This window comes from Citrobacter enshiensis (assembly GCF_029338175.1).
Lineage (GTDB): Bacteria > Pseudomonadota > Gammaproteobacteria > Enterobacterales > Enterobacteriaceae > Citrobacter_D > Citrobacter_D enshiensis.
The window spans coordinates 2,852,554-2,874,258 of the sequence record NZ_CP119862.1; the positions used below are offsets into that span (position 1 = coordinate 2,852,554).

General features: G+C 52.2%; 20 protein-coding genes. 10 read left to right on the forward strand and 10 right to left on the reverse strand.

Going from position 1 to position 21,705, the window contains the following annotated elements:
• The first annotated feature begins 103 nt into the window (after positions 1–103).
• Complete coding sequence (locus tag P2W74_RS13855) at positions 104–343, forward strand: YobH family protein (protein ID WP_276292053.1); 240 nt, start codon at positions 104–106, stop codon at positions 341–343.
• Between the two features lie 198 nt (positions 344–541).
• Here the strand turns inward: P2W74_RS13855 and kdgR are convergent, their stop codons facing one another.
• Positions 542–1,333: a DNA-binding transcriptional regulator KdgR gene (gene kdgR / locus P2W74_RS13860; protein WP_276292054.1), complete on the reverse strand. Its 792-nt coding sequence runs from the start codon at positions 1,331–1,333 to the stop codon at positions 542–544.
• A 176-nt stretch (positions 1,334–1,509) separates the two neighbouring features.
• On the opposite strand from kdgR, the gene P2W74_RS13865 reads away from it, so the two are divergent.
• Positions 1,510–2,883 carry an MFS transporter gene (locus P2W74_RS13865; RefSeq protein ID WP_276292055.1) on the forward strand — a complete coding sequence of 458 codons (1,374 nt, stop codon included), beginning with the start codon at positions 1,510–1,512 and terminating at the stop codon, positions 2,881–2,883.
• Positions 2,884–2,971: 88 nt separating this feature from the next.
• Here the strand turns inward: P2W74_RS13865 and htpX are convergent, their stop codons facing one another.
• The 4 genes from htpX to P2W74_RS13885 all read right to left on the reverse strand — a co-directional run bounded on the left by htpX (position 2,972) and on the right by P2W74_RS13885 (position 7,399).
• On the reverse strand, positions 2,972–3,856 hold the full coding sequence (gene htpX, locus P2W74_RS13870) for a protease HtpX (RefSeq protein ID WP_271445046.1): 885 nt from the start codon (positions 3,854–3,856) through the stop codon (positions 2,972–2,974).
• 193 nt (positions 3,857–4,049) lie between these two features.
• Positions 4,050–6,098, reverse strand: coding sequence for a carboxy terminal-processing peptidase (prc, locus tag P2W74_RS13875; RefSeq protein ID WP_276292056.1), 2,049 nt, complete (start codon positions 6,096–6,098; stop codon positions 4,050–4,052).
• 19 nt (positions 6,099–6,117) lie between these two features.
• Positions 6,118–6,804, reverse strand: coding sequence for an RNA chaperone ProQ (gene proQ / locus P2W74_RS13880; protein ID WP_203358122.1), 687 nt, complete (start codon positions 6,802–6,804; stop codon positions 6,118–6,120).
• A 97-nt stretch (positions 6,805–6,901) separates the two neighbouring features.
• Entirely contained in the window at positions 6,902–7,399 is a 498-nt protein-coding gene (locus tag P2W74_RS13885) for a GAF domain-containing protein (RefSeq protein WP_276292057.1), read from the reverse strand.
• A gap of 128 nt (positions 7,400–7,527) precedes the next feature.
• Between P2W74_RS13885 and yebS the strand changes: the two genes are divergently transcribed.
• From yebS to P2W74_RS13910, 5 genes are all read left to right on the forward strand, one after another.
• Positions 7,528–8,823, forward strand: coding sequence for a membrane integrity lipid transport subunit YebS (gene yebS, locus P2W74_RS13890; protein WP_276292058.1), 1,296 nt, complete (start codon positions 7,528–7,530; stop codon positions 8,821–8,823).
• Positions 8,780–11,413: a PqiB family protein gene (locus tag P2W74_RS13895; protein ID WP_276292059.1), complete on the forward strand. Its 2,634-nt coding sequence runs from the start codon at positions 8,780–8,782 to the stop codon at positions 11,411–11,413. The genes yebS and P2W74_RS13895 overlap by 44 nt, the downstream gene beginning before the upstream one ends.
• Positions 11,414–11,491: 78 nt before the next feature.
• Positions 11,492–12,931, forward strand: coding sequence for a 16S rRNA (cytosine(1407)-C(5))-methyltransferase RsmF (rsmF, locus tag P2W74_RS13900; RefSeq protein ID WP_276292060.1), 1,440 nt, complete (start codon positions 11,492–11,494; stop codon positions 12,929–12,931).
• Positions 12,932–13,048: 117 nt separating this feature from the next.
• A complete protein-coding gene (locus P2W74_RS13905; protein WP_192614329.1) occupies positions 13,049–13,285 on the forward strand; it encodes a YebV family protein in 237 nt (78 codons plus the stop codon).
• Positions 13,286–13,387: 102 nt separating this feature from the next.
• Entirely contained in the window at positions 13,388–13,579 is a 192-nt protein-coding gene (locus tag P2W74_RS13910; protein ID WP_203358126.1) for a YdfD/YebW family protein, read from the forward strand.
• Here the strand turns inward: P2W74_RS13910 and pphA are convergent, their stop codons facing one another.
• The 5 genes from pphA to P2W74_RS13935 form a co-directional block, all read right to left on the reverse strand.
• Positions 13,580–14,242 carry a protein-serine/threonine phosphatase gene (gene pphA, locus P2W74_RS13915; protein ID WP_276292061.1) on the reverse strand — a complete coding sequence of 221 codons (663 nt, stop codon included), beginning with the start codon at positions 14,240–14,242 and terminating at the stop codon, positions 13,580–13,582. It lies immediately after the preceding gene.
• Between the two features lie 388 nt (positions 14,243–14,630).
• Complete coding sequence (locus P2W74_RS13920; RefSeq protein WP_276292062.1) at positions 14,631–15,308, reverse strand: SDR family oxidoreductase; 678 nt, start codon at positions 15,306–15,308, stop codon at positions 14,631–14,633.
• Between the two features lie 339 nt (positions 15,309–15,647).
• Positions 15,648–15,929, reverse strand: coding sequence for a hypothetical protein (locus P2W74_RS13925; RefSeq protein ID WP_276292063.1), 282 nt, complete (start codon positions 15,927–15,929; stop codon positions 15,648–15,650).
• Positions 15,930–16,270: 341 nt separating this feature from the next.
• Positions 16,271–17,434, reverse strand: coding sequence for an MFS transporter (locus P2W74_RS13930; RefSeq protein WP_276292064.1), 1,164 nt, complete (start codon positions 17,432–17,434; stop codon positions 16,271–16,273).
• 82 nt (positions 17,435–17,516) lie between these two features.
• Positions 17,517–18,098 carry a TetR/AcrR family transcriptional regulator gene (locus P2W74_RS13935; protein WP_276292065.1) on the reverse strand — a complete coding sequence of 194 codons (582 nt, stop codon included), beginning with the start codon at positions 18,096–18,098 and terminating at the stop codon, positions 17,517–17,519.
• 657 nt (positions 18,099–18,755) lie between these two features.
• Here P2W74_RS13935 and P2W74_RS13940 point away from each other — a divergent pair.
• From P2W74_RS13940 to P2W74_RS13950, 3 genes are all read left to right on the forward strand, one after another.
• Positions 18,756–19,238, forward strand: coding sequence for a glutathione peroxidase (locus P2W74_RS13940; RefSeq protein WP_276292066.1), 483 nt, complete (start codon positions 18,756–18,758; stop codon positions 19,236–19,238).
• A gap of 246 nt (positions 19,239–19,484) precedes the next feature.
• Positions 19,485–19,700, forward strand: a complete 216-nt coding sequence (locus P2W74_RS13945) for a DUF6500 family protein (protein WP_276292067.1) — start codon at positions 19,485–19,487, stop codon at positions 19,698–19,700.
• A 487-nt stretch (positions 19,701–20,187) separates the two neighbouring features.
• The gene (locus P2W74_RS13950) at positions 20,188–21,573 is read left to right on the forward strand and encodes an FAD-binding oxidoreductase (protein WP_276292068.1); all 1,386 of its coding nucleotides are present in this window, start codon (positions 20,188–20,190) and stop codon (positions 21,571–21,573) included.
• The last annotated feature ends 132 nt before the right edge of the window (positions 21,574–21,705 follow it).

Consider the following 21,705-nt stretch of genomic DNA (forward strand, 5'->3'; position numbering starts at 1 on the left):
CGAGGCTAACTGCGGCGACATTATGTATTTTTAGGAATGATTCACTTGTATCAGCAGATGTACAGGCTACTCTTATTATAACGAAAGAAGAAAAGAGGTTGTAATGCGTTTGATCATTCGCGCGATTGTCTTGCTTGCTCTGGTATGGATAGGTTTACTACTCAGCGGTTATGGAGTTTTGATTGGAAGTCAGGAGAATGCGGCAGGTCTGGGCTTGCAATGCCAGTATCTGACCGCCCGAGGCACCAGCACGGCACAGTATATTCACACTAATAGCGGTATTATTGGCCTGACCGATTGTCCTGTATTGCGAAAAAGCACGGTTGTTGTCGATAATAACTAAATCTGTTTAGTCGAATATTTCCCCAGGGCATAACCCTGTTATGCCTTATTTATTCTTCCGTTCATCATATTAAGTCCCGCTAATATTTACTTATCTAATATTGAAATGATCCAAGTGATGAATGATTAAGTCATATTTAAAAAGCCAGCCAGCAGTATGTGACCGTCTGGCTTTTTAATATCAGGATGCGAACGCTGCTTAGAACGGGTAGTCGTTATAGCCCATTTGCTCGGAAATCTTGCGTGCCGCCGTGTGCAGCATTTCGACATACTCGTGCAAACGCTCTTCTGAGAAGCGCAGCGTCGGGAAGGAGATGCTCAGACCCGCAATGACGACCCCGAAGCGGTCGAATACCGGTACGCCAATACAGCGTAAACCTTCTTCCTGCTCTTCGTTATCTTCGCCATAACCCTGCTCACGGACTTTATCCAGCAATGTCAGTAATTCATCAGTAGAAGTTATAGTACGGTCAGTGCTGCGCTTATACTCAACCCCTTCCATGATCTGTTTGACTTCGTCACGATCGCGCCAGGCCAAAAGCACTTTACCAATCGCGGTACTGTACAGCGGGTTACGACGTCCAACCCGCGAGTACATACGCAGGTTGTACATTGAATCTATTTTGTGAATGTAGACGATACTGTCTTCATCCAGCGCACCGAGGTGTACCGTTTCTTTGGTCAGACGCGAAAGCTCACGCATTTGAATATCGGCGCTACGGATCAGATCAACATTCTGTAAAGCACGTGCGCCCAATTCAAACAGCTTCAGGGTCAGAGAATACTTTTCCGACTCGCCTTCCTGAGCCACATATCCCAGCGTTTTCATGGTCTGCAAAAAGCGATAAACAGTGCTTTTCGACATCATGACGCGTTGCGACAACTCGGTAATACCAATTTCGCGCTCTTCCCCCAGCGCCTGTAAAATGCCAAACACCTTCAGCACAGAAGAAACAGAATCAGGTTGTTTATCCAGATCTGCGATAGCCATTTATCACCTCATTACGAGTGTTTTATAAAAATCAGAACAATTTTTTATTATAATTTCACGTTACACTGCTCGCAATCCATCTTTGCTTACTTAGTGACAATTCTGCGACATAAGCCCTGAATATCAATGCTAAAATAATTACTCTGATCATAATCCCAGAAAGACTCTGAATTCCTATGGAAAAACGCCAGACAGATGGATTGCCTGTTCCTCAACGGTACGGTGCCATTCTCACCATCGTTATTGGTATTTCGATGGCCGTCCTCGACGGTGCAATTGCTAACGTTGCGCTCCCCACGATAGCCGCCGATCTTCAGGCTTCACCCGCCAGTTCAATCTGGGTGGTGAACGCCTACCAAATTGCCATTGTGGTGTCCCTGCTCTCTCTCTCATTCCTGGGGGATATGTTTGGTTATCGACGTATATATAAATGCGGGTTAGTTATTTTCCTGCTGGCGTCCCTGTTTTGTGCCTTGTCTGACTCATTGCAAATGCTGACGATGGCGCGCGTCGTACAGGGATTTGGCGGGGCGGCGCTGATGAGCGTCAACACCGCGCTAATTCGCCTTATTTATCCCCAGCGTCATCTTGGACGAGGAATGGGCATTAACTCATTCATTGTCGCCGTATCATCAGCGGCAGGTCCCACACTAGCTGCCGCCATCCTCTCAGTCGCGTCGTGGCAGTGGTTATTTCTGATTAACGTGCCGCTAGGCATCCTGGCATTGCTACTGGCCATGCGCTTTTTGCCGCCCAACGGATCGCGCAGTACGAAACCGCGCTTTGACCTGCCGAGCGCAGTGATGAACGCCTTAACTTTCGGACTGCTGATCACCGCCCTTAGCGGATTCGCACAGGGACAGTCATTGCTGCTGATCGCCGCCGAGTTAGGCATCATGCTTGTTGTCGGTTTTTTCTTTATTCGCCGCCAGCTTTCGCTTCCGGTTCCCTTACTGCCGGTGGACTTGCTGCGAATCCCGCTTTTTTCCCTCTCTATTGGCACCTCGATCTGCTCCTTTTGCGCGCAAATGCTCGCCATGGTGTCCCTGCCCTTTTTCCTGCAAACCGTTTTAGGCCGCAGCGAAGTGGAAACCGGCCTGTTGTTAACGCCCTGGCCGCTGGCCACGATGGTGATGGCGCCGCTTGCCGGTTACTTAATCGAAAAGGTACATGCGGGTCTGCTGGGCGCATTGGGGTTGGCGGTGATGGCGGCAGGCTTGTTTTCCCTGATGTTGTTGCCTGCTTCTCCCTCTGACATCAGTATTATCTGGCCAATGATCCTGTGCGGCGCCGGTTTCGGTTTATTCCAGTCGCCAAACAACCATACGATCATCACCTCAGCCCCCCGCGAGCGTAGCGGAGGTGCGAGTGGCATGCTGGGAACGGCACGTTTACTGGGGCAAAGTTCGGGGGCCGCATTGGTAGCGCTAATGCTGAACCTGTTCGGCGATGGTGGAACCCACATCGCGCTGATGGTTGCAGGTATTATGGCCACGCTGGCGGCCATTGTGAGTGGTTTGCGCATCACGCAACCCCGGGCAGGAGCATAAAAAAAGCGCGTCATCAGACGCGCTTTTTTACAGTCAGACGTGACGTTTTGCCGGAGCGCCGATTCAGCTCACCGACATATCATGCCTGTTACTTCAGATATTCTCCACTGCGCAGCGCTTCAATACGCTTATCCAGCGGTGGGTGCGTCATGAACAATTCGCTCAGCGATTTCGACTTGCCGTTGATACAGAATGCCATCATGCTGCTGGCTTCCTGCGGCTCATAGCTGGTTTTCAGACGCTGCAGCGCGGCAATCATTTTTTCGCGACCGACAAGTTTCGCCGAACCGGCATCGGCATGGAATTCGCGGTGACGAGAGAACCACATGGTGATAATGCTCGCCAGAATACCAAAGACCAGCTCCAGCACTGTCGCAACAGCGAAGTAGATCAACGGATTACCATTGCCACCCTCACCTTCTTCTTCACGGTTACCGCCCATAAAACCAGCGGCGATCTGCGCAAGAATACGCGAGATAAAGATAACAAACGTGTTCACCACCCCCTGAATCAGGGTCATCGTCACCATATCGCCATTAGCGATATGGCTGATCTCATGCGCAATAACGGCTTCAGCTTCGTCCGGGCTCATGTTTTGCAGCAAACCCGAGCTCACGGCGACCAACGACGCATCACGACGAGCACCAGTTGCAAATGCATTGATATCTGGCGCATGGTAAATAGCCACCTGCGGCATAGCAATCCCCGCCTGGCGGGCCTGCGTCGCGACCGTATTCATCAGCCAGCGTTCTCTTTCATTGCGTGGTTGCTCGATGACCTCTCCACCAACGGATTTCAGCGCCATCCATTTGGACATCAGCAGCGAAATGAAGGAACCACCAAAACCAAACAGCAGCGCCATGATCAGCAGGCCTTGCACACTGCTCGACTGTATCCCCGTCAGGCTCAGCACCAGCCCGAAAACGACCATCACGGCCAGGTTCGTCAGCAGGAAGAGCGCGATTCGCATCATAATCTTCTTTTAACCTCAACTTAACAAAACGCACTATGCGATTACCCACATCGTATGGGTCTTATCGCTATTTTCAAGCATCAATGGGCTGTAAGTCACCAGAAAGACACAACTTTACATTTGAGAGCCATTGTCTGACAGCCCCCTGCACTTGTTAAAAAAAACAGGCACAATTTCTTGTGCCTGTTCAGGGTTATTGCGTGACTGCGGGTTGCTCCGCAGGCTTCTCTTTCTCAAGATGGGCCAGGTCCAGCGCTATTTTCACCGTCTCATCAAGATACGGATCGGGCTCCTGGTAATCCTTCGGCAGATCGTCCAGGTTCTTCAGCGGTGGTTTACCTTCGCGTTTAAAGCGGTCATTGATACGCGCCAGTCGCATTGCATCATCTTCGTTATTCTCTTTTTCACGTTGCGCAAAATTGAGAGACGCGATGTTGCGTTTATCTTTCATGGCGTTGTAACGGGCAATATCCTTCATGATGTACTGGAATTCAGGATCACTGGCGATACGTGCAGTGTGTTCCTTGAGCAATTCCGGACCGAATGGCGTCAAATCCTCTGACTTCACATAGGTTGCCGCATCAACACTGTCCCACGGCAACGCGTTATCTTCGAACTTCTCACCGGTTTCAGTCTCTTCATTACCTGTCGGCATGAGGATATCTGGTGTAACGCCTTTACGCTGAGTACTACCGCCATTGACACGATAGAACTTCTGGATTGTGTATTGCACGGAACCCAACGCCGGCCATTCAGGACGCAGCATCTGGTCGTAAATACGATTCAGTGAACGGTACTGCTGCACGGTACCCTTCCCGAAGGTTGGCTCACCCACGATCAGCGCACGCCCATAATCCTGCATTGCGGCGGCAAAAATTTCAGATGCGGATGCGCTAAAGCGGTCGACTAACACCACCAGCGGACCTTTGTAGTAGACAACGCCGTCGGTGTCGCTGTCTTCGCGAACCTTACCGTTGTTGTCACGCACCTGCACAACCGGGCCAGAAGGGATAAACAAGCCAGAGAGCGAAACGGCCTCTGTCAGCGCGCCGCCACCGTTGGTGCGCAGATCGATAACGATGCTGCTCACGTTCTGTTTTTCCAGTTTCTGCAGTTGAACTTTGACATCATCCGTCAGGCCAACATAGAAACCAGGAATATCCAGCACGCCCACTTTTTCTTTGCCGACGGTTTTCACCGACATTTTGACAGCACGGTCTTCAAGGCGGATACGTTCACGCGTCAGCGTGACAATTCGGGTCTTCGTGCCTTTACCGGCAGGCAGGACTTCAAGGCGAACTTTACTGCCCTTCGGTCCTTTGATCAGCGCAACAACATCATCAAGACGCCAGCCAATCACATCCACCATGCCTTTACCGTTCTGGCCGACGCCCACAATGCGATCGCCAACGCTTATCGCTTTGCTCTTCGCCGCCGGACCGCCAGCCACCATGGAGTTGATGACCGTGTAATCATCATCCATCTGCAGCACAGCGCCAATACCTTCCAGAGACAGGCTCATTTCGGTATTGAATTGTTCCGTGTTACGCGGGGAAAGGTAATTGGTATGCGGATCGATTTCGCGAGCGAAAGCGGTCATTGCCAGCGAGAAAACGTCTTCGCTGTTGGTCTGCGCCAGACGGCGAATGGCAAATTTGTAACGACGCGTCAGCGTCTCACGAATTTCTTTGTCGGTCTTGCCCGTTAACTTCAGGCTCAGCTCGTCAAATTTTACTTTGCCATCCCACAGCGCATTCAGCTCGGCCTCATTCTTCGGCCAGGGGGCTTTGCTGCGATCGAGGTTAAACGTATCGGTACCGGTGAAATCCATCGGACGCTCCAGTACGCTTAACGCATACTGATAACGTTCAAATCGACGTTTTTGCGCCAGATTATAGAGATCGTAAAAGACATCCAGCTTGCCCGAACGTAGCTCATCGCCCAGCACGGTTTTCTTTTTAGCAAACTGTTCGACATCGCTCGCCAACAGCACGTTGTGGCTGAAGTCGAGTAAATTCAGATAACGATCGAATATTTTCGCCGAAAACGACTGATCCAGATCGAACTGACGATAGTGGGAACGTGTGAAACGGGACGTCACACGTTCACTCACTGTCGCATGCTGTGTTTCTTCCTTCAGTACAGGAATTTGATCGGCACGCGTAATGTCGTCCACAGCAAATGACTGGCCTGCTATTGCAAGCAGGCCAGCTAACGCGGTAAGCCTAAAAAAAGTGTTCATGCCCGGCCTGGCCTCCGTTTCAGAACACCAGGTGTTCTGCGCGTACAATCAAAGACATACCCGAATTCAGCTGTACACGGACGCCATCTTTGGTGATTTCTAATACGGTGGCATCCATCGCATTATTACCTGCTTTCACCTTCAGAGACTGCCCTACCGTGAGGACTGAAATGTCAGAAACCGGGGTGTGCTGCTCTTCGCGAGGTGCACGAGGTGCTTTCGCTGCCGGTTTCTCAGCGCGAACTTTACGTTCAGCGCCTTCTTTGCGGCGTGGTGCAGGACGCGGCTTACGTTCGCGACGCGGGGCGTCTTCTTTTTCGCCTGCGGCAGCGGCAGCTTCGCGTTTTTTCGCTTGCTGTTCTGCGCGCTGCGCCTGAACGCGAGCTTTTGCCTCTTCAAGCTGCTTACGTGCGTGCTCAACGTGCTGCTCGTCCAGCTCACCACAAGGGTTGCCGTCGAGATCGACACGCGTTGCACCCGGTTTAACACCGTACAGGTAACGCCAGCTTGAAGTGTAAAGACGTAAAGCGGAGCGAAGTTGTGTCTTGCTAAGGTTCATTTCACCCTCAACACGCTCTACCAGATCCTGAAAAATGCCAATTTTCAGTGGGCGCGCTTCGCCTTCCGCACTAAAACAGTGGGGAAAACGTTCGGCCAAAAATGCGATAACTTCTTTACTGCTATTCAACTTAGGTTGATTTTCCATGAAATTTCCTGATTACAACGGACGTAGCCAACTAGCCGCAGGCATGAACAGGCGTCATTATAATGACGCCATCAGTAATTGCTACGTTATCCGTTGATTATCCTGCATCGGCCGCAAAGAATTTTTTGTAATCCGTCATTGCAAGCACCGTCTCAAGCTGTGCGACAAGCTGACGCAGCCCCTGTTCATCTTCTTCAGTGAAGCGACCAAACGCCGTGCTATCAATGTCCAACACCCCCAGAATCCGATTCCCGACCGTCAGCGGCAGTACGATTTCGGAATTGCTGGCCGCATCGCACGCGATATGCCCGTCAAAGGCATGAACATCTTCGATACGCTGAACGCTGTTCTGCGCCACTGCCGTGCCACAGACACCGCGCCCAACCGGAATACGCACGCAGGCGATTTTCCCCTGGAACGGACCTAACACCAGCGTGTCGTTTTCAAGCAGGTAAAAACCCGCCCAATTTACTTCTGAAAGACGTTCATACAGCAATGCGCTGGTGTTCGAGAGCGTCGCCAGAAAGCTTGTTTCACCTGCCATTAATGCCTGAAAGTCGCGATTAAGATCCGTGTATAACTCTATTTTGTTCATTTTATAATCACTTGGTTGTCTTACTTTAAACTGCAGCCTATTAAAATAAGCATTAAATGCGTTAATGCTCAAGATCATTCCCGTCATGAGTTAAGATTACAGACATCTCACATTTTGATTCGCGATACATGGCTCTTAATACTCCACATATCACGCCAACGAAAAAAATAGCGGTCAGATCCATCGGCGAGGCATTGCCCCGTGCACATTATCAACGTTGCCCTCAGTGCGACCTGCTGTTCAGCCTGCCTAAAATGCGTTCTTACCAGAGCGCGTACTGCCCGCGCTGTCAGGCCAAAATTCGCGACGGCCGCGACTGGTCGCTGACGCGTCTGGCGGCGATGGCCATCACGATGCTGTTGCTGATGCCTTTTGCCTGGGGTGAACCGCTGCTGCACATCTATTTACTCGGGGTACGCATTGACGCCAACGTCATGCAGGGTATCTGGCAGATGACAAAACAGGGCGACCCGATTACCGCCGCGATGGTGCTTTTTTGTGTCGCCGGTGCGCCGCTGGTGCTGGTGACCGCCATCGCCTACCTGTGGTTTGGCAACATTCTGGGTATGAACCTGCGCCCGGTGCTGTTGATGCTGGAAAGGTTAAAAGAGTGGGTCATGCTGGATATCTACCTGGTCGGCATCGCGGTGGCATCAATTAAAGTGCAGGATTACGCCTTTTTGCTACCAGGTGTCGGGCTCACTGCCTTCATCGCGCTGGTGATCCTCAGTATTCTGACCTTATCCCACCTCAATGTGGAGCAGTTATGGGAGCGCTTTTACCCTCAGAAACCGGCCCGGCGTCCCGACGAAAAACTTCGCGTTTGTCTTGGATGTCACTTTACCGGTTACCCTGATCCCCGTGGGCGTTGCCCTCGCTGTCATATCCCACTGCGGTTGCGCAGAAAGCAGAGCATACAAAAATGTTGGGCCGCCTTATTAGCCTCCATCGTCTTTTTGCTACCGGCCAACCTGATGCCCATTTCGATTATTTATGTCAATGGCGGGCGTCAGGAAGACACTATTTTTTCAGGTATTATGTCACTGGCGAGCAGCAATGTTGCGGTGGCCGCCGTGGTCTTTATCGCCAGTATCCTGGTGCCATTTACCAAAATAATTGTGATGTTTACACTGTTGATCAGTATCCACTTCAACTCTGTGCTGGGGCTGCAAATGCGTATCCGGCTTCTGCGGCTGGTTACCTGGATTGGTCGTTGGTCAATGCTGGATCTCTTTGTTATTTCATTAACGATGTCTCTGATTAATCGCGATCAGATACTGGCTTTTACTATGGGACCGGCTGCGCTGTATTTCGGCTCAGCGGTAATATTGACTATTCTTTCAGTCGAATGGCTGGATAGCCGCTTACTTTGGGATGCACATGAGTCAGGAAACGCCCGCTTCGCCGACGGAAGCGCAGATTAAAACAAAACGCCGTATTTCTCCCTTCTGGCTGCTGCCGCTCATTGCCCTGATGATCGCAGGATGGCTGGTTTGGGGAAGTTATGAAGATCGCGGTAATACCGTCACCATCGATTTTATGTCGGCGGATGGCATTGTTCCTGGCCGAACCCCCGTGCGTTATCAAGGGGTTGAAGTTGGCACGGTGCAGGATATCAATCTGAGTAAAGACCTGCGCAAAATCAAAGTTCGCGTCAGTATCAAGGCCGACATGAAAGATGCACTGCGTGAAGATACGCAGTTCTGGCTGGTCACGCCGAAAGCGTCTCTGGCGGGGGTTTCCGGCCTGGACGCGCTGGTCGGCGGCAACTATATCGGCATGATGCCCGGAAAAGGCGAGCCCAGCGATCACTTTGTGGCGCTGGATACACAACCAAAATATCGCCTGAACAACGGCGAATTAATGATCCATCTTCAGGCGCCGGATCTCGGCTCTCTCAACAGTGGCGCGCTGGTCTATTTCCGTAAAATTCCGGTTGGCCGCGTCTATGACTACGCCATCAACCCCAATAAACAAGGGGTCACGATTGATGTGCTGATTGAACGACGCTTCACTAACCTGGTGAAAAAAGGCAGCCGTTTCTGGAATGTCTCGGGGGTGAATGCCGACATCAGTCTCAGCGGCGCAAAAGTGAAACTGGAAAGTCTGGCGGCGCTGGTGAACGGCGCTATCGCGTTTGATTCCCCCGACAATTCTCAGCCCGCTGCCCAGGATGATACTTTCGGGTTGTACCAGGATCTCGCGCACAGTCAACGTGGCGTACTGGTAAAACTTGAGCTGCCCAGTGGCGACGGCCTGAAGGCCGGTTCAACGCCATTGATGTATCAGGGGCTGGAAGTGGGTCAGTTAACCCAACTGCATCTTACCTCCGGCGGAAAAGTGACCGGTGAAATGACGGTGGATCCTGGCGTTGTGACACTGCTGCGCGATTCAACACGCATTGAGCTACGCAATCCGAAACTGTCGCTCAGCGATGCCAACCTCAGCGCATTACTCACCGGCAAAACCTTCGAACTGGTGCCCGGTGAAGGTGTGCCGCGTAGCGAGTTTGTGGTGGTGCCGGGCGAACAAGCCCTGCTTCATGAGCAAAATGTCCTGACCTTTACCCTCACCGCGCCGGAAAGCTACGGCATTGATGCCGGACAGCCGCTTATTCTGCACGGGGTGCAGGTGGGCCAGGTCATTGAGCGTAAACTCACCAGCAAAGGCGTCACATTTATGGTCGCTATCGATCCACAACATCGCGATCTGGTTCAGGGCGACAGCAAATTCGTGGTCAATAGCCGTGTCGATGTCAAAGTCGGTCTGGACGGCATTGAGTTTCTCGGCGCCAGCGCCAGTGAATGGATAAGCGGCGGCATTCGCATTTTGCCTGGCACAAAGGGCGAGATGAAGTCCAGTTATCCGCTGTACGCCAATCTGGAAAAAGCCGTAGAAAACAGCCTGAGCGACTTGCCGACAACCACCGTGAGCCTCAGCGCCGAAACATTACCGGATGTACAGGCCGGTTCCGTCGTGCTGTACCGTAAATTTGAAGTGGGTGAAGTGATCACCGTGCGTCCGCGCGCCAATGCCTTTGATATTGATCTGCATATCAAGCCTGAATACCGCAATCTGCTAACCAGCAACAGCGTGTTCTGGGCTGAGGGCGGCGCGAAAGTACAGCTCAATGGCAGCGGCCTTACCGTGCAAGCCTCCCCGCTCTCCCGGGCGCTAAAAGGGGCTATCAGCTTCGATAATTTGAGCGGCGCCAGCGCCAGCCAACGTAAAGGCGACAAACGGATCCTTTATGCGTCGGAAACCGCAGCCCGCGCGGTCGGCAGCCAGATCACCTTACACGCCTTCGACGCGGGAAAACTCGCCGCAGGCATGCCGATTCGTTACCTCGGCATCGACATTGGACAGATCCAGACGCTTGAGTTGATTACTGCACGCAATGAAGTTCAGGCCAAAGCGGTACTCTACCCGGAATATGTGCAAACCTTTGCCCGGGGCGGTACCCGTTTCTCGGTGATCACCCCGCAAATCTCTGCCGCGGGCGTCGAGCATCTGGATACTATTTTGCAGCCTTACATCAACGTTGAACCGGGGCGCGGCAATCCACGTCGCGAATTCGAGCTACAGGAAACCACCATTACTGACTCGCGCTATCTTGATGGCCTGAGCATTGTGGTTGAAGCCCCTGAAGCCGGTTCGCTGAACATCGGTACGCCGGTTCTGTTCCGGGGAATTGAAGTGGGCACGGTAACCGGAATGACGTTGGGAACACTGTCTGACCGTGTGATGATCGCCATGCGTATCAGCCAGCGTTATCAGCACCTCGTACGCAACAACTCCGTCTTCTGGCTGGCTTCCGGCTATAGCCTCGATTTCGGTCTGACCGGCGGGGTCGTGAAGACAGGTACCTTTAATCAGTTCGTTCGTGGCGGTATCGCGTTTGCCACCCCGCCAGGCACGCCGCTGGCACCGAAAGCGCAGGCAGGTAAACACTTCCTGCTGCTGGAAGTTGAACCCAAAGAGTGGCGCGAGTGGGGTACGGCTCTCCCTCGTTAACCGCTCCGCTCCGGCGTGCCCGCGCCGGAGCGTTTGTGCTACACTGCGCGCCTGTTTTACTGCCGGTGGTATATTCTTGTGGCTCAACACGCCGTTTATTTTCCTGATGCTTTTCTGACGCAAATGCGTGAGATAATGCCTTCAACGCTCTGTTTTGATGATTTTCTTGCCGCCTGCCAGCGTCCGCTACGCCGCAGCATTCGCGTCAACACACTGAAAATCTCCGTCTCCGCGTTTCTCGAGTTGACGGCCCCTTACGGCTGGTCACTGACGCCCGTACCCTGGTGTGAGGAAGGTTTTTGGATCGAGCGTGATAATGAAGAGTCACTGCCGCTGGGCAGTACGGCCGAGCATTTAAGCGGTCTGTTTTATATTCAGGAAGCAAGCTCAATGCTGCCGGTCGCCGCACTGTTTGCCGACGGAAATAGCCCTGAGCGGGTCATGGACGTCGCTGCCGCCCCAGGTTCTAAAACCACGCAAATCGCCGCCAGAATGCATAACCAGGGCGCGATTCTGGCTAATGAGTTTTCTGCCAGCCGCGTCAAAGTGCTGCATGCGAACATCAGTCGTTGCGGGATCAGTAATGTCGCGCTGACCCATTTTGACGGTCGCGTGTTCGGTGCCGCACTGCCAGAAATGTTTGATGCCATTCTGCTGGACGCCCCCTGTTCAGGCGAGGGCGTGGTGCGCAAAGATCCTGACGCGCTCAAAAATTGGTCGATTGAGAGCAACCTTGACATCGCCGCCACCCAGCGCGAGTTGCTTGAGAGTGCATTCCACGCATTACGCCCCGGCGGAACGCTGGTTTATTCCACCTGTACGCTCAATCGCGATGAAAACGAAGCCGTCTGTCTGTGGCTAAAAGAAACCTGGCCGGACGCCGTTGAATTCCTCCCGCTGGATGACTTATTTCCCGAGGCAAAGCGGGCATTGACGCCGGAAGGTTTTCTGCATGTCTTCCCGCAGATTTATGACTGTGAAGGCTTTTTCGTTGCGCGTTTACGCAAAACACAGGCTATCCCTGCGCTACCGACGCCAAAATATAAAGTCGGTAATTTTCCGTTTACACCGGTGAAAAGTCGCGAAGCGGCACAGATTACGCAGGCGGCCAACGCCAGCGGCTTGCAATGGGATGAGAATCTGCGCCTCTGGCAACGTGATAAAGAGATCTGGCTTTTCCCGGCGGCGATTGAAGGGTTGATTGGCAAAGTGCGCTTCTCCCGACTCGGTCTCAAATTAGCGGAAACCCATAACAAAGGATTCCGCTGGCAGCACGAGGCCGTCATTGCGCTGGCCAATCCTGAGCACAAAAATGCCTTTGAACTTTCGCAGCAAGATGCGGAAGAGTGGTATCGCGGTCGCGATGTTTATCCGCAAACGTCTCCAGCCACTGACGATGTTCTGGTGACCTTCCAGCATCAGCCGATAGGTCTGGCAAAACGCATTGGTTCGCGCCTGAAAAATAGCTATCCCCGCGAACTGGTGCGTGACGGCAAGCTGTTTAGCGGTAATGCCTAAAAGCGCGCAAAAATAGCGCACTTTTTTACTGGCGCTTTTGCCGCCGTTGACTACGCTGAAAATTGGGCGATCGAACTGGTCGTACCACAACCAGCGAATTTCAACGGAGAGCAAATGATGAAAACCAGTGTGCGTATTGGCGCTTTTGAAATTGATGACGGTGAGTTACACGGTGAATCGCCGGGGGATCGAACGTTAACCATTCCGTGTAAATCCGATCCTGATTTATGTATGCAACTGGATGCCTGGGACGACGAAACCAGCATCCCCGCCCTCCTCAATGGAGAACATTCCGTTCTATTCCGCACCCGCTACGATCGCCATTCCGATGCCTGGGTCATGCGTCTTGCCTGACTCAAAAAGAACCCGTCGCCAGACGGGTTATTTATCTCTTCCTTTCCCTCATCCGATAACCTCTCCTACACTAACGGTACGGCAGTACAATTTGAGGATCGAATGTTCGCACTGGTACTTTTTGTTTGCTACCTGGATGGCGGTTGCGAGGATATCGTGGTGGATGTCTACAATACTGAGCAACAGTGCCTGTTCTCAATGGACGATCAGCGAATTCGCCATGGAGGCTGCTTCCCGATAGAAGACTTCATCGATGGATTCTGGCTGCCAGCCCAGAAATACAGCGATTTCTGATTACTGCAACTGGACCAGCGTCAGTTCGCCACCAAATACGGCACCGGTATCAATATAGTGCAGGTTATCCATATCCACGCGATGACGTAACGGGGTATGGCCAAACCAGAAGTGATCCGCCCCACCAATACCGCCACCGCGTCCCGCCAGCCGTTCACTCAGACGCGTGCGACTCCACAACACCTCATGCAAGTCGACAGGCTTTTGCCACTGATACTCATCGTCCGGATAATCAGCATGCGCCACAACGTGCGTGCCATTGTGGCAATGCAGCTCCAGAATCCACGGAAGTTCGCGGCAATCGTCCAGCGCGCGCCTTGCCTGCGCCTGCTGTATTGCAGGCAACGCCATAAACCAGCCCCCGCCATTCATCGACCATAACGAAGGTTCTTCTGATTTCAGCGCATCCATCGCCATTTGCTCATGGTTCCCTCTGATCGCCACCATCCAGTTTTTACGCAGCAACCGGAGGCAGCCCAGACTGTCTGGCCCACGATCGATAACATCGCCTACCGAGACCAGCAGATCCTGCCAGGGATCAAAATGGCATTCGCGTAATTTCGCCATCAGCAAGGAAAAACACCCGTGGAGATCGCCCACAATCCAGACGTGTCGCCACTGGTTTCCGTCAATGCGCAGGTAGACATTTTCAGGCTGTTTCATCTCTCCTCCTCTCCCATACGACACACCACAAAAATGTAATCACAGAGGCAAAAAAGCCAGGCCGATTGAGGGGCGGAGTATGGAATGGTTTAAAAAGAGTACAGCGTGTAGCGCAGGTTTGTGCCAGGAAATGACAGCCTATTTTGCACTTAAAAAGAGACGGAATACGGTTCCCGCATTGTCCTGAATTTTATTTTTTCTTTATAATTCGTATAAATAAAAGATTCTTAAAAACAACCGATCTACGTTGTGTTTTTAAAGCCTGCGGTTACAGCTGAAACATCAACGGATTGCGAGGCCTTTTCAGTCAGGTTTTAGGCTGAAGAATAATATTTCCAAGTACCCATTCAAGTTTTGTCTCCTGAATGGGTAAAGCGACTTACTGCGACTACCAGCTTAACGGCGTTGAGGTGTAGTCCACGAAATGATGTCCCCCCTTCCCTTGATAACTTTCCAGAACGTTAGCCAGCCCCTTAACGCTTTCTTCAACCGTAAGCGGTGCCTGCGCGCCACCCATATCAGTCTGCACCCAGCCCGGATGCAGTGACAGAAGCGTCAGACCACGAGAATCTGTCTCCGGTAACAAGGCGCGTGTCAGCATGTTCAGGGCGGATTTACTTGCCGAGTAGAGAGGCATATCAGCCTGCGTGTTTTCGTTCAGGCTGGCAAGCTTTGAACTGGTGAAGGCCAGGATCCCTGTTCCCGGCTTAACGGCATCAAGCACTAAATTTGCTAACCTGATAGGCGAGAACGTATTGGTCATAAACAAGGACAAGAGCTCTTCTGGCGTCGCGGAACTGGCTGACTGACGCTCCGGACCCTGCACGCCAGCATTAATCAGAATGACATCGTATTGCCCTGGCTGCAGCAACTGACCGAAAGCAGTGCTTTGCTGCACATCATTAATATCGAGAGTCAGCCACGTAATTGCTGGATACATCTCTGCTCCAACAGACTGCCTGCGCGTTGCAGAGACTGCCCATCCCCGATGATGCAACTCCTGACTCAGACCAAGCCCGATCCCCCGAGATGCGCCAATGATGAGTGCCTGATGTTGCTTACTCATATTTCCTCCGTTTGAGTATGGTCGGATTGTGCCTGGTAGCAGAACCCAGCAGCAGCGACCGGATCTTCCTACATCCTGATATCAGTATTCCCATGAGCCCCAGACTGAAGACTGAAGACTGAAGACTGAATACGAAACGTTAAGATATTACTGATGTATTAAACATAAGGAACGTTCAATTTGTGCTGAAATTATTTTTTCTGTGAAGGGCGAATTTATTTACGGCTGAGGGGACGAGCACAGCGGCCAAACTCTCCGGCCCGGATAAAAACAGGCGTACAATAGCCGTTGGCAAGTATTATTGTTGCCTTTGCGAAAAGTGAAACAATACACACGCCGTCAATTCATTTTTAACCAAAATGATTCCTGGCAAACGTTATGAAATTGCTTTTTCATTGGTCTGATATCCTGTCCAGCCGCATCTGTGACTTCCCAACAGATCCAACATTCAGGACAAACATGAGCGGAGCTTTGCATTGCTTCAAGTTCATTGGTGTAGCTGATTATCACACCACTCTCATGAAGCCATACCTTAGAGATAGTCTCAACTTCTGCTAAATCATCTTTTTCCCTGCTCTCTTGAATGCAATTTACTTTCTTTCCATTTTTAATAGCATTCACATAATACCTTAAGTCGATCATCACCGGGTTCGTCGCAAAAAATAACTGTGGTAAGAATATATTATCCTATTGCTTCTCCCACAGCATCACAGATGTAACAAAATACGGTCTACCACACACCGTCAACCTTTGGTATAGATCCGGTATACACACCAGACAACTTTCCCTCATTGAACTCACAACCAGAAGCTGACATTAGATATATCGAAGTTTGATAAAGAATAAAACGCCTGGCAGTATACACCGCATATTAAGCGGTGCGGGCGACGTGCAAGTCTTCGGTGACAGCAAGAAAGCAACGGAGGTATTGAAGCTCAATGATACAGACGACCTTGCTCTACTCATATCTGACGTGGATGAAACCGACGCCTCTTGTGCATATACGGCGCAAGACTGAGCAATCCCAGTACTGCAAGCAGCACACCTACCCACAGCGGTGATCTCAATCCATAGCCAGCGTCGATTCCCAGCCCTCCAAGCCATGCGCCCATGCCCAAACCGATATTGATGACCGAGTTATGCACGGTATTGACCATCGGCCCAGGTTGGGCTGCCCTCATCACGCGTGCCACCATTGCAGGGTTCATCGTAACACCGACCAAACCAACCGCCAGCGCCATGGCAACACTGACAATGGGGATATGCGCCAGCAGCGCAAAGACAACCAGCGCAGCCGTTAAAAGTGACAAACCCCAGGCCATGACAGGAAATGTGTGCTTGTCCGCATAGCGTCCGACTACAGCATTGCCCACGATGTTGGCAACGCCGTAGCTGCCGAGCAGCCAGGGGATCATCGCGGCAGAGAAGCCGGACACTTCAGTCAGGATGGGGGTGAAATAGCTGAAGGCTGCAAAGGTGGCGCCGACAATCAGCGCACTGGTGGCATAGGCTGCCCACAGGTTCCTGCTCCTGAACTCGCGCAACTCGGCCCCCAGGCTGATGGCGGTGGATGATGGGGAGCGAGGAACCAGCCCCCCGATGACCAGCGCGCACATCACGGTCAGGATTGCCACTAGCCAGAAGCTGGCGCGCCAGCCCATGTGCTGGTCAATCAATGTGGCCACAGGCACACCCAGCGCTGCCGCCAGCATCAAACCGCCCAGCACGATGGACGCTGCCCGTCCGCGCATATCCTCAGCCACAGTATCGGCGCAGATCGACAGCGCTGCGCCAAAGCACGCCGATGCAGTCACACCTGTGAAGAAGCGTGCCACGGTCATGACGGCATAGCTGTCGGTCACGGCAGCGACCGATTGCGCCACCGCATACAGACCCAGCAGCAGCAATAAGGCCGTCTTGTTCGGCATGCGTAGTCGCAGCAGGCCAGCCGTCAGCAGTGGGCCACCCACCACCATGCCAAGCGCATACACGGAAATCAGGTAACCAACCTGCGTAACCGACACATCAAAGGCAATGGTCAGCGACGGCATCATGCCAGCGACCATGAACTCGGAGGTGGTCAACGAAAAAATCGTCAATCCAAGGATGTAGATGACTAGTGGCATGCAGAACTCCATTTTTTAACGTTCATTCCAATATTGGTTAAAATAAAAGGCCAAAAGGCCTCTGTGAGTATTCGCCGCCTGCTTAGAGCCTGGCCAGCGTACCCTTTATCACATCTTCAAGAAACTCGCGATCCGGCATGGACTGGCCCAGCACACGCAGGCCGTAATAGCTGCTTAGAAAGGCTCGCGCCAACTCCAATGCTGAGGACTCTGAGGACACTTCGCCATTGCGCTGTCCAACGGTAAACAGATGGCACAACACCTGCTCCAGTTTGATCACATACACACGACTGATCTCGGCAATGACCGGATCTTTGCCAGCACGGTCGAGCACGGCAAACAGAGCCATACAGCCCCGACCTCTGTTTGGTCCCAAATCGTCCTCGATGCCCCAGCGCATCAGAGCAAGCAAACGCTCTTTGACGGAACCGGGAGCATTGAGGATGTCCGCTTGCGCCTGAAGGCCTTGATCCTGGTAACGGCGCAAGGCTATCTCATAGAGCTTCTGCTTGTTGCCAAAAGCATTGTAGAGGCTGCCGCGCCCCAGGCCCGTTCGTTCACACAGCACCTCAGCGGAAGCACCGTCGTAACCGTTCGACCAAAACACGTCCATCGCCGCCTTGATAACTGCGCTGTCGTCGAATTTTCTAGGTCTTCCGCTCATAAGAATGTCGAAATAATTGAATGCCAGTGAGTTGTGTATTTGGCATAAACATATCCATATTTTAACGACTGGTCAAATATTGGTTTACCTAATGAATGCTTTGCCCACGCTACTGCCCGATTTCCCAAGACACACTGCCACGGCACAAAGCTGGCCCTTGTTGAATTCTTTAGCACTGCCAGGTTTCCCATTCACGATACACCTCAATGGCTGACTATAGGCCAGACGTGCGTGCCGGGTTGAAAGGTGCTGCACATCCTTAGTTTTTTTGTCTGCTTCTCGCTCGTAGCAGTCCGATGATGGCTCTATGGTTGGTTTCGTGCCAAAAACGAAGACGACCAACATCATGGTGTGTTAATCAATGAGGAATTGGTCAAAGATCGTCTGTTTGTTGTCCTTTTCGTTCGACTTTGCAAAGATGTATCGCACACGATTTACTCGCGCGAACAAACAGCAGAGGAACGATGCCATGAAGACCCTCTACCAAACTCAAGACACCACCACCGTTGGCATCACCCTCGCCGTAAAGCTTGAAGTCACGATTCCGGACCTGCCAGGCGCAGGATTTACTCGCCATGACCCACGCCGTGTGCCCCAGCAGCAACGCACTTCGTGGCAATGTCGTCGTCGAACTGGTTCTGCTCTGAGGATTCCGATATGACCACCTTTCATCAACTGACTGCCACCAGCCTGCGTGGCCAGCTCATCTCTATGGCCGACTACGCGGGTAAACTGGTTCTGGTGGTTAATACCGCCAGCCATTGTGGCTTCACGCCACAATACGCAGGCCTTGAAGCGCTCTACAAGAAGTACGCCGCCCAGGGGCTGGTGGTACTTTGTTTCCCCTGCAACCAGTTCGGTAAGCAGGAACCCGGCGGCGCCGACGAAATCGCGCAGACCTGTCACATCAACTACGGTGTGAGCTTCCCGATGTTCGAGAAAGTGGAGGTCAACGGCGCCGCTGCGCACCCGGTGTTTCGTTATCTGAAAGAAGAATTGCCCGGCGTGCTGGGTGGGCGGATCAACTGGAACTTCACTAAGTTCCTGATCGGACGCGACGGCAAACCGATCAGGCGTTTTGCACCGTTCACCACCCCAGAGAAAATGGAAGCCGCAATCCTTGCTGCACTTAAAATCTAAGTGATCCTGTAATCCGAGCCATTCCCTTTTAGAGAGCACTGATGATATCCGTGCGAGGTCAATTTCCGCTCTTCGCTGTGAGTTCAATCGATGGATGCAACACGCTGGTTAAACCGCTTCGTGCCACATGCGGTCCTTAATCAGATGCTTCACAATGAATGGGTAACCGATTGATTGTTTTAACAGAGCGCACGGACTGATGTTATATTGTAACGCTCTGCCCCTGAAAATATATAAGGAGTGAACGTGCAGCCAGGAATGAAGGAAAAAATCATCAGAACGTGTGAAGCAAAAATTGCTTCTAAGGGCAGCAATGTAGGGCTTTCATTCTATGCCTTTTTTGCCAATAAAAATGATGATCCTGAACTGCTGATGGAGGTTGCGCATTGGTGGATTATGGAGATGAAACTAGATCACTTTGAAAAGGCAGAAAGGATAAAATCCCTCGTTTTAGCCATGTAGCGTGTCTGTGGCTATAGGTTCTTCTGAAGCAATGGGTTTAGCAGAGGACTGACTTAACCCGGTTACTGACCTGACGGATGTAATGAGTGTCCGCTCCTCGCTCTAAACAGACATAGCTAATCTCAAGATTGGCTATGAATTCGTATCATCAGTTACTGGAAAGCGTTGAGATGACTAAATCGCTTATCTTCAAATCGCTACACTTTTGCCTACCTGTGTTTTCCGCCAGCCAATGGATTTAACGTATTCATTCAGTGGCGTACTTTGTTCTGAACCCATGTCAGCAGACCTCCATTTACGTGTTGTATCCCATAGCCGAACACACCTCTGATTTCTTCATGCAGAGCAGCCTCAGACAGATGAGTGATCCGGTGCTGATTCTGTTTACGACCACAGTCAACAAACGCCTCATTAAATACCCTTCAAACCATCAGGGTTTGTGAAATCCGCCATAATTAGTAGGGATATTCAAAGGTAGGAGACAATCATGAAGGAGTTACTAAAGCTAAATATCGACGAGTTCAAAACTCACTTCCTGGGGGAGGTGATTCTTCCTGACGATGCAGGCTACGACGAGGTGCGCCAGATCTGGAACGCCATGATCGACCGCAAACCCGCGCTGATCGCCCGCTGCACGTCGCCTGAGGATGTCGTCCAGGCCATAGAATTTGGACGAACGCAAAATCTCCTCATTTCGATCCGAGGAGGTGGACACAATATCGCGGGCAATGCCGTGTGCGACGACGGCCTAATGATCGACCTCTCGCTGATGAAGAAAGTGCAAGTGGACCTTGCAACCAACAGGGCTAGCGTTGAACCTGGCTGCACCCTTGGCGATTTTGATAAGGTGGTGCAGGCACATGGCCTTGCCACGCCACTGGGCATCAACTCGACCACAGGTGTGGCCGGCCTGACGCTCGGCGGCGGGTTCGGCTGGCTGAGTCGCAAGTACGGTATGACAATAGACAATCTGCTCTCCGCGGAGGTCGTTACGGCAGATGGCAGCCAACTGCACGCCAGCGAATCAGAAAACTCGGATCTCTTTTGGGGGTTGCGGGGTGGAGGTGGCAACTTCGGTGTTGTTACTTGCTTCGAATTCCAACTCCATCCCGTCGGGCCGAATGTATTGAGTGGACTCATCGTGTTTCCGTTTGATCAGGCAAAGCCCGTTATCTCGCAGTTCGCCCAATTCACCGAGACGATGCCGGAAGAGCTCAATGTTTGGATGGTAACGCGCAAGGCGCCTCCGCTACCTTTCCTGCCCGAGGACGTTCACGGGAAAGAGATGGTCGCGCTCGCGCTGTGCTATGTGGGCGACCCTAAAGAGGGCGAGAAGCTTATTGAGCCATTACGCGGGTTTGGTACGGTGCTCGGCGAGCACATCGGAGTGCAGCCCTATATCGCCTGGCAGCAGGCATTCGACCCGCTATTGTCAAAAGGGGCGCGCAACTACTGGAAGTCGCACAACTTTTCGCAACTCAGTGAGGGGGTTATCGATGCCATCATCGAATACGCCGCCAGGTTGCCGTCACCCCAGTGTGAGATATTCATCGGGACAATTGGAGGCCAGACGGCCAACGTCTCGCCCGAAGCAATGGCCTACTCAAGTCGGGATGCCAACTACGTGATGAATGTGCACGGTCGCTGGGAGTCAGCCACAGAGGATGAGCACTGCATTACCTGGGCGCGCGAATTCTTCGCTAAATCACAACCGTTTGCCAGCAGCGGTGCATACATCAACTTCCTCACCCAGGAGGAGACTGACCGCATCGCCTTCGCTTACGGTGCGACCTGGAATCGACTAGTGGAGCTCAAGAAAAAGTACGACCCGACGAACCTCTTCCGGATGAATCAGAACATCAAGCCGGAATGAGACCAGGTATTGCGCCTGACAGCAGTATGTCGCCAGCACGCTACGCGTACTGCGGATGCTAAACGTTAGGCGCAGTAACGACGCGCATTTATTGGCCACGCAGTTGCCAGTCGACACCTATTTTGGGGTTGA

Bases quoted from the DNA above. Each gene is read 5' to 3' on its own strand.
- P2W74_RS13855 (WP_276292053.1), top strand. From the start codon at position 104: ATGCGTTTGATCATTCGCGCGATTGTCTTGCTTGCTCTGGTATGGATA.
- kdgR (WP_276292054.1), bottom strand. From the start codon at position 1,333: ATGGCTATCGCAGATCTGGATAAACAACCTGATTCTGTTTCTTCTGTG.
- P2W74_RS13865 (WP_276292055.1), top strand. From the start codon at position 1,510: ATGGAAAAACGCCAGACAGATGGATTGCCTGTTCCTCAACGGTACGGT.
- htpX (WP_271445046.1), bottom strand. From the start codon at position 3,856: ATGATGCGAATCGCGCTCTTCCTGCTGACGAACCTGGCCGTGATGGTC.
- prc (WP_276292056.1), bottom strand. From the start codon at position 6,098: ATGAACACTTTTTTTAGGCTTACCGCGTTAGCTGGCCTGCTTGCAATA.
- proQ (WP_203358122.1), bottom strand. From the start codon at position 6,804: ATGGAAAATCAACCTAAGTTGAATAGCAGTAAAGAAGTTATCGCATTT.
- P2W74_RS13885 (WP_276292057.1), bottom strand. From the start codon at position 7,399: ATGAACAAAATAGAGTTATACACGGATCTTAATCGCGACTTTCAGGCA.
- yebS (WP_276292058.1), top strand. From the start codon at position 7,528: ATGGCTCTTAATACTCCACATATCACGCCAACGAAAAAAATAGCGGTC.
- P2W74_RS13895 (WP_276292059.1), top strand. From the start codon at position 8,780: ATGAGTCAGGAAACGCCCGCTTCGCCGACGGAAGCGCAGATTAAAACA.
- P2W74_RS13905 (WP_192614329.1), top strand. From the start codon at position 13,049: ATGAAAACCAGTGTGCGTATTGGCGCTTTTGAAATTGATGACGGTGAG.
- P2W74_RS13910 (WP_203358126.1), top strand. From the start codon at position 13,388: ATGTTCGCACTGGTACTTTTTGTTTGCTACCTGGATGGCGGTTGCGAG.
- pphA (WP_276292061.1), bottom strand. From the start codon at position 14,242: ATGAAACAGCCTGAAAATGTCTACCTGCGCATTGACGGAAACCAGTGG.
- P2W74_RS13920 (WP_276292062.1), bottom strand. From the start codon at position 15,308: ATGAGTAAGCAACATCAGGCACTCATCATTGGCGCATCTCGGGGGATC.
- P2W74_RS13930 (WP_276292064.1), bottom strand. From the start codon at position 17,434: ATGCCACTAGTCATCTACATCCTTGGATTGACGATTTTTTCGTTGACC.
- P2W74_RS13935 (WP_276292065.1), bottom strand. From the start codon at position 18,098: ATGAGCGGAAGACCTAGAAAATTCGACGACAGCGCAGTTATCAAGGCG.
- P2W74_RS13940 (WP_276292066.1), top strand. From the start codon at position 18,756: ATGACCACCTTTCATCAACTGACTGCCACCAGCCTGCGTGGCCAGCTC.
- P2W74_RS13950 (WP_276292068.1), top strand. From the start codon at position 20,188: ATGAAGGAGTTACTAAAGCTAAATATCGACGAGTTCAAAACTCACTTC.